This window comes from Priestia sp. YIM B13486, from assembly GCF_042787865.1.
GTDB classification, from domain to species: domain Bacteria; phylum Bacillota; class Bacilli; order Bacillales; family Bacillaceae_H; genus Priestia; species Priestia megaterium.
The window spans coordinates 1-15,426 of sequence record NZ_JBHZOZ010000007.1; the positions used below are offsets into that span (position 1 = coordinate 1).

The following is a 15,426-nucleotide window of genomic DNA, read 5'->3' on the forward strand; positions in this document are numbered from 1 at the left end:
TATATGAACGATATAGGAAATAAAAATCCTAGTCTACTAGGAAGTGGTTTGATTTTAATTTCCGCACTTGTATCGTCCCTATACAATGTATGTGCTAGAAATTTAACTCAACGATATTCCTTATTCACTATCACATATATAATGACTTTATTTGGTTTTATTACATTTAATGGTTTGGCATTGACAAATCATCTAATAAATAACACTATCCATCAATTTATGGAGCCTTTTGTTCATCTAGATTTTGTGATTGCAATTGTCTATCTAGGTTTATTATCATCTTTAGTCACGTCCTATCTTTCTAATTACGCCTTATCAAAAATAGAAGCATCTAAAATGAGTGTCTTCAGTAATTTTGCTACACTCATTACAATCTTGGCAGGAGTAATTTTTTTGAAAGAACAATTTCACCTTTATCATCTAGTCGGGGCCATTATCATTATTGCAGGAGTTATTGGGACAAATTACTTTGGTACAAAAGGTAAACACAGTGAAAAAGCCTAGTTTCTTTTTAGAATATATACAAGTCTAGTTACCATAATGGATTTTATAGGAAACCATAAACAAATAGCAGCTTAATTCAAGCTGCTATTTGTTATACATACTTTTCCTTTATCTGAGCATTCTACTTAAGAAAAGCTGAAATATTCACTCTATATATAAAGGTGGATTCATATAAATGAATGGTAAAATTCATAAAGTCTTTCTTACAATTTTAGGTATTTCTGCTATTCCCTTTGCTATTCTCTTTCTTACAGACCAGTTAGTTAGGATAACCAATAGAAAAGAGCTACCTTAGATCTGGTAACTTTTTCTTTTTGGACTATATCTACTACGAATTTCTAGTTACCACAATGGATTTTATCGGAAATTACATGCTAAAAACCTTATTTTATTAAGAAAAAATTCATATCTATTAATAAGTTAGTAAATATTATCCAAGAGGTGATAATTTGGATAAGAATAAGTTAAAACTCACATCTTCCGAAATAGGAACACTATGGGGAGAGTATGTAAACGGAACGATGACAGATGTAGTAAATCGATATATGTTCTCTATTATTGAGGATGAGTCAATAAAGATCGTTTTTGAAGATGCTATCAAGACCTTCGCAAAACAAAAGAAACAAATCGTAGCTTTTATAGAAAAGGAAGGGTTTCCAGTTCCAATTGGATTTACTGAGTCCGACCTCAATAAAGGTACTAAAAGATTATTCACTGATATATTCTGCTTGAATTATTTACATATCATGACGTTACATGGCTTGCTAGGACATACAACTTCATTAGGTGTTTCTGTCAGAGAAGACTTACGCCACTTCTACGATACATGTGATAATGATGCAAAAAGGATGTATCATCAAACGATTGAATTATTACTTGAAAAAGGGGAGTTTCAGAGGGACCCTTATTTTTATCCTGCTACGAACCCAGAATTTATTTCTAGCCAGGATTTCACGGATGGTTTTTTCGGAAAAGGAAGACGTTTAACGGCAATAGAAATCATAAGTATTTCTTTCAACCTTAAAAAAAGCATTATGGCTAAATCTCTTTCCATTGGATTTAGTCAGGTCGCTCAATCAAAAGAAGTAAGAAAATTTTTAGAGGCGTCGGAGAAAACAGCTGATGATCAAATACAATCCTTTTTAAAAATCATGCACGCAGATAATTTACCCGTTCCTAAATCGTGGGAGACAGAAGTAACAACTTCAACAGACTCTCCTTTTTCTGATAAATTAATGATGTATCATATTGGTTTCTTATTCCAAGCTGCACAAGCCTATCACGGAGCAGGTTTAGCATCAGCCATGCGAACAGATCTTGTAACAACTTACGAAGGCACCATTCTCAAAAATCTAATGGTAACAAAAAAATGGTTTAATATTATGGTGAAAAACAAATGGTTAGAACAACCACCACTTGCTCCTAACAGAAAAGAAATTGCAAAAGAGAAATGAGAAAAAACATCCATACAGGTGGATGTTTTTTCTGTTTTTCGGCAGTATACGATATGCAAATCTAGTTAACATAATGTCTCTTCAAGGAACCAAGCAAGCAAAAGAACCCTTGCGGCAGTAGGGTTCAGCTAAGGATTCTTTTGCTTGAGTATGCGTCTTTTTATACATCGTTGATATGACTACGTTCTTTGGGTAGTTGAAAGAAACGAGAATGTATAAAAAGAGCTCCTTTTATACATATGCAATATCTCACCAGAGATAGCTTTTTTTAGGAAAAAATGTTAATATATAATTCCATAATGATGATGTTCAAAAGGCAACCTCTACTGAAGACCAGAGGTTGCCTTTTAATTTTGCTTACCTTTTGATTAAACAAATTATAACCTAATACTATATTTTAGATATGTACATGTATATTTCACTTTTATCACATCTATATTTATCTATTAGAATAACGCTCTGCAAGCTTCTCTTTATGTGAGCTAAATATTTCTTCTAAAGAAATATCATAATTGTTAGCAATAACAATCAAGTTACCTAACACATCTCCTAGTTCTTCCGTTAATTCTTTCTTATTTTCTTCCAAAGTTCCAGTTACTTCATCTGGTCGATCCCTTCCGATTTCTAAAGCCCTAATAGCTCGTGCTACTTCACCTGTTTCCTCGGCAAGAAAACCAATTCGAATAAAGATATCTAAATCTGACCAACCTCTCATTTTGTAGTAGTCCTTTACCCATTGTTGAAATTCTGTTACGTTCATTAAATGGTTCCACCTTCCTTTTTTAACTTCAACTAAGTTTACCAAATCATCCATTATTATGTATAATCAATAACGGTGATTACATAGGAGGGGATCTTTATGAAAAGAATAGCTGTATTTTGTGGATCAAGTAATGGAGCATCTGACCTTTATATTCAAGGTGCAAAGGATCTGGGAAAAGAACTTGCTAAACGTAATATTTCGCTTGTATATGGTGGAGCAAGTGTTGGAGTAATGGGTGCTGTGGCTGATGCTGTGTTAGAAGCTGGCGGACATGTCATTGGCGTCATGCCTACTTTCCTTGAAGAAAGAGAAATTTCTCATAAAAACCTGTCAGAACTTATTGTTGTTGAATCTATGCATGAGAGAAAAGCCAAGATGGCTGAACTTGTAGATGGATTCATTACGTTACCAGGCGGTCCAGGTACATTAGAGGAATTCTTTGAAATTTTCACATGGGCTCAGTTAGGGTTACATCAGAAGCCTTGCGGATTATTGAATATTAATGATTATTACACACCACTTATTTCTTTATTTAATCATATGACAGAAGAGCAATTTCTACAGGAAAAATATCGTTCTATGGCTCTTGTAGATACAGAACCACAAGGTTTATTAGATCAATTCAATACATATCAACCTCCTTCAGTTAAAACATATATCACAAAAGCTCAAAGCTAACAAAAGAACAGGATTAGTTACTATCTAATCCTGTTCTTTTTTGTATATTTGCAATGTAACTTACCATAATCAACGTTATCAGAATTTATTTGTATATATTAAAAGCCATTTAAACCTTATCTTAAATGGCTTTCACAGTATCTATGTTCTTTTTCTTTTATTTACTCATCAATGATGATAGTATCAGCGTTTTGATCCTCGAAACAAAGATTTACAGTTCTTTGTTTAGCTCTGGTTCTATGTATAGTTCCAGCTGGAATAAGTAATGTATCATTTGGTTTTAAAACAACTGTATCCTTGTCTTTAAAGTCAATTAATAATTCTCCTTCTAAAACCATAAATAGCTCATCTGAATTAGAATGGTAGTGCCATTTGTATTCACCTGAAAATACAGCTATACGAAGGCAATGGTTATTAATATTTGATACAGCAAAATTTACATGTTGGTCTTTAATATCTTGTGTAATTTCCTGAAGATTAATCTTTTCTAACTCTAATTTCTCTACCATTACAATTCTCCTTTGATTATCATTAATTAATTTTTATCTTTTATTCTACTACATGTCCTATTAACGAAAACAATATTATTTGTAAATACAAAAGTTATAGACTTCAAATCTTTTTAGTTAATATCTTCTTTATAGATTGAATTACCCCTACATGTAAACCTTCATGATATAAAGTATGTAATAATATCTGTGCAGTATTATCAAATCCTAATAATACTGGATCAACAAGATTTTGATCTAATTCTCTACTAAAGTCTTCCATGATACGATAGGGCTGCTTCTCTAAATGATCAATTAACTCATTTTTTAAAGGAACACAATCGTTCCAAGTAAATGGACTGGAACCATAAGCAAAGTACTCCTTATAAAATGGAGGAAGCTTTAAAGAATTCTTTATTCGTTCATACAGCCATATTTCTTGGTCTACAAATATATGTCCTACATTCCAACGAATTGAGTTATTATGGCTTTCCGGAATAATATCCATAAAATCATCTGGTATCTCTTCAATTAGCTTAAGTGTTTGTTTTCGAGTAAATAACATTTGATTAAATATTATTTTATCCTCCATGTCATCCCCTCACTTCCTTTTATTAGTAAATACCTATTATTTTACTATATCGACAATTTTTAAGCTGTATATCATATACATTATAAGGTCCATTTTCGACACCACAATAAATATCCTTACTCAATTTTTACTATCTCCATTTTCATCTTCTTTTTTAATTTCTTCTTTTTCCTCATGAAATTCCTCAGTAGTTTGGGCAGAAATATAATCAAATGGAGTATAGTAATTGCTTGGTAGTTTTCTTCTGAAAACCGTTTTGATGATTACAATCATGATAGGAACCACTGTAAGTATTAATATAAATAACATTGTAAGATACAATAACGAATTCAATTATTTTCCCCTTATAAGTTCTGACATGTTTTAATTTCCTTATAATTACATTTTAACATGCCGTTAAAGCTTAAACATTAATGAATAATATATACACCCATAGTTACCATAATGGATTTTATCGGCACAAATAAAGGGCCTGAGAATATAAAATCTTCCATGCCCTTTATTTCATTTAAGCCTCTCCTTGTACCTGATCCTTTATCATGACTCCAAATAAAGCAAAGAAGTTTAACACAACTAGAAATCCATAATAAATTCCAAGTCCATCAAAAAATAGAGAGAGAATAGGAAATATAATAGATTCTAAGCCAAATAATATAATAATAATCCCAAATGCTTTAGCAAGCTGCTTTTCGTTCTTAGGTGTAAACATCTTTTCATATCCAGCGATAAAAGTAGTTTTTCCTTTTCTCCATACAAGCTGCCCTCCATAAATAATCAAGCAACTTAAGATACATACCAACAATACTTTCAACATTAAGAAAACACCTTCTTCCTAAACAAGAATTTCATTTCGTGTGTAATATTTCACCATATTATTTTATTTAATAACATGAATATCATATGCAGATCTAGTTTACATAAACACGCTTCTAGGCAACAAAAAAGCTTTGATTCGGATAATCAAAGCTTTTTACTACTGTTCATTGAAATCTTTCTTTATGTTTTTCAAAAATTTTAATATATCTTTATAGAAGCAGATAATCAGCGTTCCAATAATATTTAAAAAAGTAGAAACAATTAAGTTTCCTAAAGCAATACCAAGAAAAATACCAAGAAAGATAATGACTATACCTATATAAAAACCTGGATTCAACATTTCTTCATCGTCAAGCTCTTTGCTTTCATCTTGGTTGTTATCGATTTTTCTTTGTAATGTAGGATCATTCTTAATAAGTTCATCAATGGTAGTTTCGTATATCTCGCTCAACCTTAAAAGATTTTGAATATCAGGATATCCTTTATTATTTTCCCATTTATAAACGGCTTGTCTAGATACATTAATCTGTTGAGCAAGCTCTTCTCTAGACATATTTTTTTCTTCTCTTAACCTTTGTAATTGATCACCCAATCTCAACTAACTCACCTCTATAAACCACTTTATAACAAATCTGTAAAATTAGCTATAAACGCTTTGTAATAAGGTGTAAACAATAGTTAACATAGTGTTTTTTATCAGTAATCAGTAAATTCTGCTCTTCATTTAGCCTGTTTAGCAAAATAAAAATTACGTATATCACCTCTAATTGGAAGAATAATACTATTATCTTTTGATTTGGAGGGATCTATAATGAGGAAAGCACATATCTTAATTGTTAGTAGTTGTTTATGTTCCATCATTCTTGGTTCTGTTAATACTTACGCTTATAAACCAGAAAAGCTTCCCACGTCTCAATCGTCAGAACATTGGAAAGTAATGATAGACAAACCCGATGTTAAGAATTTGAAGGATAATGAGGAGTTTAATACCTATAGTATCGATGTGAGAAACTTAGGTGCACAGGTTTATGATGCTACAGTAGAAATCTATAGAGATGAGCCAAATACAAATACTAAAAGCGAATTAATCACATTTAAAATACCTGATTCACAGAATTTCTTCCATCATCAAAATCAACCTATTTCGGTTAACTCAAAAAAGATTGAAGTAGTTGTGACATGGAAAGAAGAACCCTTTAGAGTTATGAAGGATGGACAGAAATATTCAGCACGAAAGTTTAGACAAACATTTTTATTTCCACAAAATTAAACTTAAAAGCCCTCTTTGTTTAAAGAGAGGCTTTTCTTTATTTATTCTTCATTTAAATAATCACCAATTTCAGAAGGGAAATAGGTATAAATACTTCAATTCCTTTAACACTTTATAATAGATTTAAATATCGCGTCCGCAAAAGTATACTTTTACGAACTTTTGATTTATATAGAAAATCTATCATTTTCACCGTTCGTTTAAGTTTTGAAATAATATACGAACGTTCTCTAAAACACATAAAACTTTGCGAACGTTCTTGTTAGAAAGAAATGATGGATTCAAATCAAATCTTGATAGTGTTTTAGAACAAATAGCTTAAAAATAGTAGGATTCCACATCAAACTTTTAATATAAGTTTTGAAAAAGAAATGGGGCCAGCTTGAGATGAAAAATAATTGATTATAGTCATATCTAAAAAAACACACCTTATTTAATTAATAGTATCTTCTCTCATTATTTCTTTATATTGAAAGAGCTTTATTTACATACGGTGTTTTACACCCTTAATCATGTGGAAACCAATAAGTGCAAAAAAAACTGCACCTAGATTTAAAATAATCAAAGGTGCAGTTTTTATTAAACATTATAATTTAATCTTCTTTATTCAATTCCCCAATAGAAAATTGAGTCCATTCCATACTCATCTTTACTGATGAAAATGCCAAATTTCTCATCAACATTTATAAGTATGAACCAGAAATAAGCTTCAGAATTATTAGCTTCTGTATAATCTAATACACTTTCTAAGTTTTCATAAAAATCTTTTAATTTAATTATTAAATTAGGCAATTGTTCATGTTTTCTACCATTGTAAATTACAACTTTTTGATTGAGATAACCCTTTATTTTGTTTTGAAATTCTTCTAATTCAACTTTTATTCTTTGTTCATCGTGTTCGAAGAATGCCTTAAGTTTAAGCTTTGACGAATAAATAAACTCTAGTTTGTCCAGGTAAACTTTTTCGTTATTTATCTCAAACGATGAAATATATGGAATGCATTTTTTGAAATCTTCTTCAGCTCTTTTTAAGTAGTTTTTTCTCTTTAATTCAGCTATTTTTTCTTTTCTTAAATAGTTATCTATTGTTCTTCTCTCGCTTTTTGTATCCTGAACGATTTTCTGGGTAATGGGTGCTTCTTTGATCATATCTACCTTTTTTATAAGGATTTAACCCATCTACCACGTGAAAATACGGACCTCTTCCATTTGCATTCCAGTACAGTAAAAAATCCGTGGATATAACCCACGGATTTTTTTATAGCTCTTTTTCCAAGCAGTTAACTTGGTTATGATGCAGCGGCTTAGTGGCATACTGTGTAAAACCAAGGCGTTCCCAAAACAGCTTAGCTCTAGGATTTTGAGACAGAACCCCAAGACGTAGAACGGAAATTCCCTCTTCTTTTAGCTTGTCTTCAAATGCTAGATACGCCTGCGTTCCGAAACTGAAATTGTGATAGGCGCTATGAATAATGAAAGCTCCAATCCACGGATGGTCATCGTTTGGATTTTGTTTCATGTAATCAATAACCCCTACGTATGTATCGTCGGCTTTTATAAAGTAACTGTCCGTTTTTCCATTCATATATTCTTTAAAAAGCTCTTCTTCACTCCGCTCTTTTTTGCCGTTTTCTAACACGTTATAAGCTTCGTTTGAATTGATAATCTCTGACACAATATACATCGTGTCAGCTGTAATAGGTTCAAATGAGATCATATGTCTTCCCTTCTTTCTCTGTAAAGTAGCTGTATATCGTTGCTTTATCAATTTTACCATTTTTCATTCGCGGAAAGGACGTTAAAACTCTCCATACGCGCGGGATTTTATAAGCAGATACTCGTTGTATCAGCGCTTGTCTCACATCAGAAAGAGAAATGTTCTCTAAAACAATTGCTGCACCTACTACTTCTGAACGTTCAGCATCTACTACGCTAAAAACGGCTGCTTCGCTAACGCCCGGTATTTGTAAAAGCAGCTCTTCAATTTCTTCGGCATACACTAGACTTCCGCTGCTTTTGATTATGTTTCTGTCTCTTCCTACGATGGTAATGCTTCCGTCTTGAAGCTGAACCGCAATATCGTGTGACGTAACATATCCGTTAAAAAACGAGCGGTTCGTTTCTTCGCTGTCCTTAACAAACCCTTCAAATGCTTGAGTTGTTTTCACGAATAGTGTTCCTTTATCTCCTTTTTCTACTTCTTTTCCACGCTCGTTCAGGATTAAAACGTCTACGCTGTCAACAGGATAGCCTACTGTATGAGGCAGCGTTTCCGCTGTATGTGGTGAAAGCACCGTAACAAATCCCATTTCAGAAGATCCGTAATATTCATACAGATAGGCATTAGGAAATGCTTGTGAAAATTTCTTTCGAACGGAAGGAGATAATTTATTGCCTACTGAAATCACGTTTTTTGGCAGAAGTCGTTTTTCTTTTGGTCTGCTTTGTACATAACGAAGCAATGGCGAAATTAATGCAGGTGTAATGGACATACAGCTAGCTTCTTTGTGAAAAACAGACGAAGGTGTAAACGCTTCTAGCATGATAGCGTGCATACCGCTGCAAAGCGCATGCAAAACTGGGTAAAGCTGGGCAGAATACGAGATATGTAAAGGAACAAGCACCTTGTCGTGTTGCTCTAAAGAAAATATATCCGACCACTCTTGAAATGATGAAGACCAAGAATAATGCGATTTTACAAACCCTTTTGGTCTCCCTGTTGATCCAGAGGTAAATCCAAATAAAAATAGATCGGACAGTGCATTCACTTGCCGTACGGGCAGGATTGGTTTTTCTTTTGTTATGTTAGTTAAAGAAGATGTTTTCCATAGCCAATTTGGGGATTGAATAGAAAAATAGGTATCCACTTCAGCCTCTGTTAGCTCATTATGTAAAAGCATCACAATTCCGCCGGCTTTTAAAATCGCTAAAAATGACACAACAGCATCTGCATTGTTTGGCATACTTAACGCAACGAGCTCTCCTTTTTCCATCCCTTTTTCTTTCAGCTGATTTTCGGCTTTGCATACATGATCCCACATTTGACCGTAGCTTAGCTTATTAATAGAATCCGATAGTGCCAGTTTGCCAGGCGTTTGTTGACACTGATAAAAAATTAGTTCTTCAATTCGTTTCATTACTGCTTAAACTCCCTTTTTCTTTTACTTTTAGTGTACCGTAAATGTACGTTTGAGAAAACAAAATGTAAACTTTAATAAAAATTAAGTTGACTAATTTGAGTTTTATAAGATACGATAGTCATGTTTTATCATACATAGCGGAGGTTTACGATGAAAACAAAAGATATGACGTATGTTGCATTATTCACGGCTATAATGGGCGCTCTAGGACTCGTCCCTCCTATTTTTTTATCCTTTACACCCGTTCCAATTACTCTTCAGCCTATGGGTGTCATGCTGTCAGGAGGAATTCTTGGAGCTAGACTTGGAGCTTTAAGTCAATTTCTTTTTTTATGTTTGCTGGCGGCTGGCGTTCCTTTACTTGCTGGAGGACGCGGAGGAATCGGGGTATTTTTGAGTCCGAGTGCTGGGTATATCATTGGCTATGTGTTTGCAGCTTTCTTTATTGGCTGGACGCTGTCACGATTAAAAAATGTAACGGTTGCAAAGGCATTTGCCGTAAATGTGTTATTTGGGATTGGGTTGGTATATGCATGCGGCATTCCTATACAGGCACTACAGCTTCACATTCCATTTCTAAAGTCCCTTCAACTAAGCTTTGTTTATCTTCCAGGTGACTGTATAAAAGCAGTGGTCGCGGCTTATCTAATTACAAAAGTTCGAAAAGCAGTAGCGGTACCTGGTCGTTCTAACACGGCTTCTATGTAAGGAAGTGATGACTTATCTATCAAGCAGCAATTGTAAAAGCGAAGCGTACGGTCATTGGAAAAGAAAATGGTCTACTGAAAGATTTTCATGTTCAAGAGCTAACGGCTCCTTTATTAAAGCACCTTAGCGCTGGAATTGAATATGAAATCGATGACATTATTTTAGGGAATGTTGTAGGTCCAGGAGGAAACGTAGCTAGGCTATCCGCTTTAGAAGCAGACCTCCCTTTTTCTATCCCGGGAATGACCATTGATCGTCAGTGCGGAGCTGGCTTAGAGGCCATTCGAATGGCCAGCTATTTGATAAAAGCAGGCGCTGGAACGTGTTATTTAGCTGGAGGCGTTGAAAGTACAAGTACTTCTCCTTTTGAAAAAAGAGCACGTTTTTCTCCTGATAAAATTGGTGACCCTGACATGGGGATCGCAGCAGAAAACGTAGCTCAGCGATACAATATATCTAAAGATCAGCAGGACAGATATTCTCTTTTAAGTCATGAAAGAAGCTGGGAGGCTTTTGAAAAGAGGTTGTTTGAAGAAGAAACGCTTCCTCTGCCAAACGTGATGCACGATGAAGCATTTATGAAAAAACGAAACCTAACAAAGCTGCTGCAAAAAGTCAGCCCCGTCTTTTTAAAAAATGAAGGCACCGTCACCGCAGCCAACAGCTGTGGAATTAACGACGGAGCCTGCATTGCCCTTGTGATGGAAGAGCAAAAAGCACGGGCCTTAGGCTTTCAGCCCGTTTTGCGTTTTATTGACGCTGATATTTCAGGAGTGTCACCTCTTTACCCTGCTATTGCACCAGTTTCTGCGATTAAAAATATCTTGAAGCGAAATTCTCTTACGGTAGATGATATTGACTTATTTGAAATCAATGAAGCCTTTGCCGTTAAAGTTGTCGCTTGTATGCAAGAACTGGGAATATCACAAGAGAAAGTGAATATTCGCGGAGGCGCATTGACGCTAGGACACCCTTACGGAGCATCGGGAGCTATTTTAGCTACGCGTCTTTTTTATGAAAGCAAGCGCCGTGACGTGCGATATGTCATAGCGTCTTTAGGAAGCGGAGGCGGAATAGGAACAGCGGTATTATTTGAAGTAATCAAATAATACCGCTGTTTTTATCTTTTTCTTATCACGTTGTGTTGTATTAAATGTTGCTCAATATCTTCAAATGTCTCAACCGGAACAAATGAAACGTTTTGTTCGCGCAGTAAATCTTGCAAAGAATCTTTTGCAAATGTGACATCTGCATATTTTGCCGGATGCGAATCTGGCTCGCTGTCTCCAGCAAAATAAATCGTTTCGTATGCTTCCTTTAGTTCTTGAATAACAGCAGATTTATCAATGCCGTAGCGTTCTGAATGCCATCTGTGAGCAGGATCTAGACGCAGATGAACGTTGTTTTGATGGAAATATCCTTCATTTGAATAAACTTCCACTTTTTCAACACCGTATTTATCTAAAATCGGTTTAATATAGTACGTTGTTCCAGCGCTTAAAATATAAAAATCTCCGCCGTTTTCCTGAACAGCTTTAATAAAAGCGGGCACGTATTCATCAATTGGAATATTCGCTACTTCTTCTAAAATTTTCGGTTCTTCTTGATGAATGGATTGAAAAACAGTAGATAAAAAATCAATATCTTTCATTTCTCCTGCTTTCCATCGGCGGAAAAGCTCTTCACCTTCTGGAAAATACTTTTCAATCACAATCCAGTAAAAATCTTTTTTTGAAATTGTTCCATCAAAATCTGATACAAACGCCCATTTTTTCATTCCTTACACGTCCTTTGCTACATACTAAGCAGTTCTCGAAGCTCTTCTTCTGTCAAACTAGAAAGCATTGTTTCTCCCGGCTGAATAACCTGTTCGATGAGTTCTTTTTTCTTTTGCTGCAAGCCGTAAATTTTTTCTTCGATGGTTCCTTGAGAAATAAGCTTGATAACCTGCACAACATTTTTTTGCCCAATGCGGTGTGCACGTCCTGCTGCTTGTTCTTCAATCGCCGGGTTCCACCATAAGTCATATAAAATAACCGTATCGGCTCCCGTTAAATTTAAGCCTGTACCTCCGGCTTTTAATGAAATTAAGAAAATGTCTTGTTCTCCATTATTAAACCGATCGGCCATTTCCACTCGTTCTTTTGATGGCGTTTGACCGTCTAAATAAAAGTATGAGAGATTTTCTTTTTGGAGCTCTTCTCGAATAATGTGAAGCATGCTTGTAAACTGAGAGAAGATTAACAAACGTTTTCCGTTGGCAACCGCATTTCTTGTAATCTCAAGCAGCTGCTCTAATTTGCTTGAATCCCCTTCATAATTTTCAACGAATAAAGACGGATGACAGCAAATCTGGCGAAGTCTTGTTAATCCTGCCAAGATCTTCATTCGGTTTTTATTAAAATCTTCACCGGCTAAAGATGATTTTAACTGTTCTAAATACCCTACATATAATTCTTTTTGTTCTTTAGTCAGCTCAGATAAATGAGTTGTTTCAATTTTATCAGGCAGTTCTTTTAACACATCCTTTTTTACTCGTCGCAGTAAAAATGGTCTTACAATTCGACTGACCTGCTCCGATGACATGTTTTTAAACTGGCGAAGCCCTGGAAATAAGCCAGGAAGAATGGTCTGAAAAATTGACCAAAGCTCATCAAGTGAGTTTTCAATAGGCGTACCGCTCAGCGCAAAACGTTTTTTAGCTGAAATAGTCCTAACAGCTACTGCTGTTTTCGTTGTATGATTTTTAATACTTTGAGCCTCATCTAGAATTAAAGCATGAAAATGAAGATGCTGATACAAATCGATATCTTGACGCAGCGTTGGGTAAGATGTAATCCATACGTCAGCTGTGCGTTTTAGCTTCTCCTCACGCTCGCTCGGCGTTCCTGTAATGGTTTGAACCGTTAAATTCGGTGCAAATTTCTCCAATTCGTTTCGCCAGTTATAAATCAAGGAAGCCGGCACAACAATTAAAAAAGCACTGCTATCTTCATCAAGCTCTTTTTCAGATAGGATATAGGCAATGCTTTGAAGCGTTTTTCCAAGCCCCATATCATCAGCCAGCACGCCTCCTAAAGAGTAGTGAGCCAGAGATTTAAACCACTTAAACCCATTGTACTGATAATCACGCAGTGATGCCTGCAAGGATTCCGGTACTTCCCAATCCATTTCCTCTGGAGATTTGAGCTGTGTAAGTAATCTTTTAAATGCTGAGCCGAACTTAGCCGCTGATTTATCACCCGCACTCATAATCTCTTCCACTTGCATTCCTCTGTATAAAGGTACTTGCAATGAGTTATCCTTTAAGTCTTTCTCGGTTACGTTCAGCTCACGAAACAGATTTTGAATATGCTCAAATCCTTCGTTTTCAAGAGGAATAAACGCACCGTTATCTAGACGATGATAGCTTTTCTTTTCTAAAACAGATTTTAAAACATCTTGAACGGTCTGATGATTAATGTCTCCTAAATCAAAATTAATTTCTAATAATCCATTGCTGTTTTTGATGTCAACCGTTGTTACTGGCGCAGAAAAATCCGTATAAGCATAATCTTTCATCTCATCCGTAATATACACATCCGCTATTTCATCAAGCTTTGGAACAATATGAAACAAAAATTCATATAAAGATGATTCATCTTGATTTAAATACAGCTGGTTTTTATAAATGTTTAAAGGAGCTGTTTCAATTAAATCCATCACGCGGTCTTCTTTTTCTAAATCTCGTATTAAGATTTTATCGTACTTTTCAGGTTGAGGTGAAAATGGATTAATTGAAATCTCCCCATAATGGTACCGAAGCGTCACAAACAGCTGTTCATCTTCCTGGTCAATAAATACTTTTGCTTTTAGTTCAGGTGCAATAATCTGATGGGATACTTCTTTTGCGATATCCACTTTCCCCACTTTTTTTAGTCCTGGAACGACGTGAGATAAAAAATTGCCCATCTGCTCTTCTGCTATAGGTACGACTGGCTTCAAAGGCGCCGTTTTTCGAAGCCCTTCAAGAAGCATGCGCTGATCTTGAGATAGCTCATAAAACGTCCCCTTTAAAAATAGCCACCCGTATCGATCGAAAAACGAAGCTTGATGAAGCTCCGTAAAGTCTAGTTCAAATCCAGCTGCCGGGTGCTTATTTAACTGAAATGAAAAAGGAGCTGAGCTTTCAGCAAAGATAATATTTTCATATGAGTGCCCGTCATGAATAAATGTAAAGTTCCGATCTTTGAGCAATTGAAATAACTCTTTGGCTATGATGGAGGGAATGATTAGTTCTCTGTTATTTGCAGACGAACGATACATGGAATAAGAATTTTTATAAAACGATTCATTTGTCATAATATCCATCAGCAGCTCAATGATTTTCCTATCTTCTTCTATAAAAAAATGTTCCGCCGGTTCATATTCGAAGCGCTTGGTAAATTCGTGAGTTTTGAATTCTTTAGCGTCTGTTAAAAATTCTTGAATGTTTTTTACTACGTACGTCCGATCGACGCCTACTTTCATTTCAAGCGCTACGTACATTCCTTCTGAACGTAAAAATTCTTCTGAGTAAGACTTGCAAATAAATTCCACTTTCAACGGATCTTTATCTGCATACTTTCTGTGGTCGCTTATTGTTTGCTGATAGCTTGAAAATAAGTCGATAAAGTGATTTACATTCTCGTATTCTTTGCTTTGGCGAAAAGGCTTCGTTTTAATTGGCTGCGGCTTTGCTCGCTCATCGCAAATGGTTAATAAAACAGCTACTTCGTGTTTGCATTCTGAAAACTCGTGATAAGCAGGACAATCGCAGAATGAATAAAAAGAATTTCCTTTTTGTTCAACCATTACCGTATACATTTCCGCACCTCGAACGGATGCTGTCCACGTAGTGGTCTGTTCATTGTATTCCAAATCAAGCACACGTCCCTGCTTGTAATACGTGTGCCCTCTATAGTACGTTCTGCTTGAGTACGAATCTTTTAATTGTTCTTTGTTTAATGTTTTATTTATCATCGCTTCACAATC

17 protein-coding genes are annotated in these 15,426 nt (G+C 35.0%); 6 read left to right on the forward strand and 11 right to left on the reverse strand.

Translation table 11 applies throughout. The features are described 5' to 3' along the window. Positions 1-504, forward strand: a 504-nt coding sequence (locus ACFX4G_RS18160) for a DMT family transporter (protein ID WP_377576011.1), incomplete at its 5' end; no start/stop codon positions are given. Between the two features lie 449 nt (positions 505-953). Next, a complete protein-coding gene (locus ACFX4G_RS18165) occupies positions 954-1,958 on the forward strand; it encodes a DUF3231 family protein (protein ID WP_377576014.1) in 1,005 nt (334 codons plus the stop codon). 439 nt (positions 1,959-2,397) lie between these two features. On the opposite strand, the gene ACFX4G_RS18170 is transcribed toward ACFX4G_RS18165, so the two are convergent. Continuing rightward, positions 2,398-2,718, reverse strand: coding sequence for a MazG nucleotide pyrophosphohydrolase domain-containing protein (locus tag ACFX4G_RS18170; protein WP_097823319.1), 321 nt, complete (start codon positions 2,716-2,718; stop codon positions 2,398-2,400). A 99-nt stretch (positions 2,719-2,817) separates the two neighbouring features. Here ACFX4G_RS18170 and ACFX4G_RS18175 point away from each other — a divergent pair, with 99 nt between their 5' ends. Further along, positions 2,818-3,399 carry an LOG family protein gene (locus tag ACFX4G_RS18175; RefSeq protein WP_097823318.1) on the forward strand — a complete coding sequence of 194 codons (582 nt, stop codon included), beginning with the start codon at positions 2,818-2,820 and terminating at the stop codon, positions 3,397-3,399. Between the two features lie 161 nt (positions 3,400-3,560). On the opposite strand, the gene ACFX4G_RS18180 is transcribed toward ACFX4G_RS18175, so the two are convergent. The 5 genes from ACFX4G_RS18180 to ACFX4G_RS18200 all read right to left on the reverse strand — a co-directional run bounded on the left by ACFX4G_RS18180 (position 3,561) and on the right by ACFX4G_RS18200 (position 5,893). Beyond that, complete coding sequence (locus ACFX4G_RS18180) at positions 3,561-3,908, reverse strand: cupin domain-containing protein (RefSeq protein WP_097823317.1); 348 nt, start codon at positions 3,906-3,908, stop codon at positions 3,561-3,563. A gap of 103 nt (positions 3,909-4,011) precedes the next feature. Continuing rightward, a complete protein-coding gene (locus ACFX4G_RS18185; RefSeq protein ID WP_097823316.1) occupies positions 4,012-4,479 on the reverse strand; it encodes a DinB family protein in 468 nt (155 codons plus the stop codon). Between the two features lie 120 nt (positions 4,480-4,599). Further along, positions 4,600-4,812: a DUF3951 domain-containing protein gene (locus ACFX4G_RS18190; RefSeq protein ID WP_255255701.1), complete on the reverse strand. Its 213-nt coding sequence runs from the start codon at positions 4,810-4,812 to the stop codon at positions 4,600-4,602. Between the two features lie 175 nt (positions 4,813-4,987). After that, on the reverse strand, positions 4,988-5,293 hold the full coding sequence (locus ACFX4G_RS18195; RefSeq protein ID WP_097823315.1) for a hypothetical protein: 306 nt from the start codon (positions 5,291-5,293) through the stop codon (positions 4,988-4,990). 159 nt (positions 5,294-5,452) lie between these two features. Continuing rightward, positions 5,453-5,893, reverse strand: a complete 441-nt coding sequence (locus ACFX4G_RS18200; RefSeq protein ID WP_074684346.1) for a helix-turn-helix domain-containing protein — start codon at positions 5,891-5,893, stop codon at positions 5,453-5,455. Positions 5,894-6,106: 213 nt separating this feature from the next. On the opposite strand from ACFX4G_RS18200, the gene ACFX4G_RS18205 reads away from it, so the two are divergent. Then, on the forward strand, positions 6,107-6,565 hold the full coding sequence (locus ACFX4G_RS18205) for a hypothetical protein (RefSeq protein WP_097823314.1): 459 nt from the start codon (positions 6,107-6,109) through the stop codon (positions 6,563-6,565). 603 nt (positions 6,566-7,168) lie between these two features. Here ACFX4G_RS18205 and ACFX4G_RS18210 read toward each other — a convergent pair. The 3 genes from ACFX4G_RS18210 to ACFX4G_RS18220 all read right to left on the reverse strand — a co-directional run bounded on the left by ACFX4G_RS18210 (position 7,169) and on the right by ACFX4G_RS18220 (position 9,702). Then, a complete protein-coding gene (locus ACFX4G_RS18210) occupies positions 7,169-7,714 on the reverse strand; it encodes a YxiF family protein (protein WP_097823313.1) in 546 nt (181 codons plus the stop codon). A 109-nt stretch (positions 7,715-7,823) separates the two neighbouring features. Beyond that, positions 7,824-8,282 carry a GNAT family N-acetyltransferase gene (locus tag ACFX4G_RS18215; RefSeq protein WP_097823312.1) on the reverse strand — a complete coding sequence of 153 codons (459 nt, stop codon included), beginning with the start codon at positions 8,280-8,282 and terminating at the stop codon, positions 7,824-7,826. Further along, entirely contained in the window at positions 8,269-9,702 is a 1,434-nt protein-coding gene (locus ACFX4G_RS18220; protein ID WP_097823311.1) for a class I adenylate-forming enzyme family protein, read from the reverse strand. Before ACFX4G_RS18220 ends, ACFX4G_RS18215 begins: the two co-directional genes overlap by 14 nt. A gap of 153 nt (positions 9,703-9,855) precedes the next feature. Here ACFX4G_RS18220 and ACFX4G_RS18225 point away from each other — a divergent pair, with 153 nt between their 5' ends. After that, positions 9,856-10,413, forward strand: coding sequence for a biotin transporter BioY (locus tag ACFX4G_RS18225; RefSeq protein ID WP_377576024.1), 558 nt, complete (start codon positions 9,856-9,858; stop codon positions 10,411-10,413). Positions 10,414-10,427: 14 nt separating this feature from the next. After that, positions 10,428-11,522: an acetyl-CoA C-acyltransferase gene (locus ACFX4G_RS18230; RefSeq protein WP_097823310.1), complete on the forward strand. Its 1,095-nt coding sequence runs from the start codon at positions 10,428-10,430 to the stop codon at positions 11,520-11,522. A gap of 11 nt (positions 11,523-11,533) precedes the next feature. On the opposite strand, the gene ACFX4G_RS18235 is transcribed toward ACFX4G_RS18230, so the two are convergent. Next, complete coding sequence (locus ACFX4G_RS18235) at positions 11,534-12,190, reverse strand: MtnX-like HAD-IB family phosphatase (protein ID WP_377576027.1); 657 nt, start codon at positions 12,188-12,190, stop codon at positions 11,534-11,536. 17 nt (positions 12,191-12,207) lie between these two features. After that, a complete protein-coding gene (locus tag ACFX4G_RS18240) occupies positions 12,208-15,414 on the reverse strand; it encodes an SNF2 helicase associated domain-containing protein (protein ID WP_377576030.1) in 3,207 nt (1,068 codons plus the stop codon). Positions 15,415-15,426 lie beyond the last annotated feature (12 nt).

Bases quoted from the DNA above. Each gene is read 5' to 3' on its own strand.
- ACFX4G_RS18205 (WP_097823314.1), top strand. From the start codon at position 6,107: ATGAGGAAAGCACATATCTTAATTGTTAGTAGTTGTTTATGTTCCATC.
- ACFX4G_RS18185 (WP_097823316.1), bottom strand. From the start codon at position 4,479: ATGGAGGATAAAATAATATTTAATCAAATGTTATTTACTCGAAAACAA.
- ACFX4G_RS18240 (WP_377576030.1), bottom strand. From the start codon at position 15,414: ATGATAAATAAAACATTAAACAAAGAACAATTAAAAGATTCGTACTCA.
- ACFX4G_RS18170 (WP_097823319.1), bottom strand. From the start codon at position 2,718: ATGAACGTAACAGAATTTCAACAATGGGTAAAGGACTACTACAAAATG.
- ACFX4G_RS18195 (WP_097823315.1), bottom strand. From the start codon at position 5,293: ATGTTGAAAGTATTGTTGGTATGTATCTTAAGTTGCTTGATTATTTAT.
- ACFX4G_RS18215 (WP_097823312.1), bottom strand. From the start codon at position 8,282: ATGATCTCATTTGAACCTATTACAGCTGACACGATGTATATTGTGTCA.
- ACFX4G_RS18235 (WP_377576027.1), bottom strand. From the start codon at position 12,190: ATGAAAAAATGGGCGTTTGTATCAGATTTTGATGGAACAATTTCAAAA.
- ACFX4G_RS18180 (WP_097823317.1), bottom strand. From the start codon at position 3,908: ATGGTAGAGAAATTAGAGTTAGAAAAGATTAATCTTCAGGAAATTACA.
- ACFX4G_RS18210 (WP_097823313.1), bottom strand. From the start codon at position 7,714: ATGATCAAAGAAGCACCCATTACCCAGAAAATCGTTCAGGATACAAAA.
- ACFX4G_RS18220 (WP_097823311.1), bottom strand. From the start codon at position 9,702: ATGAAACGAATTGAAGAACTAATTTTTTATCAGTGTCAACAAACGCCT.
- ACFX4G_RS18225 (WP_377576024.1), top strand. From the start codon at position 9,856: ATGAAAACAAAAGATATGACGTATGTTGCATTATTCACGGCTATAATG.
- ACFX4G_RS18175 (WP_097823318.1), top strand. From the start codon at position 2,818: ATGAAAAGAATAGCTGTATTTTGTGGATCAAGTAATGGAGCATCTGAC.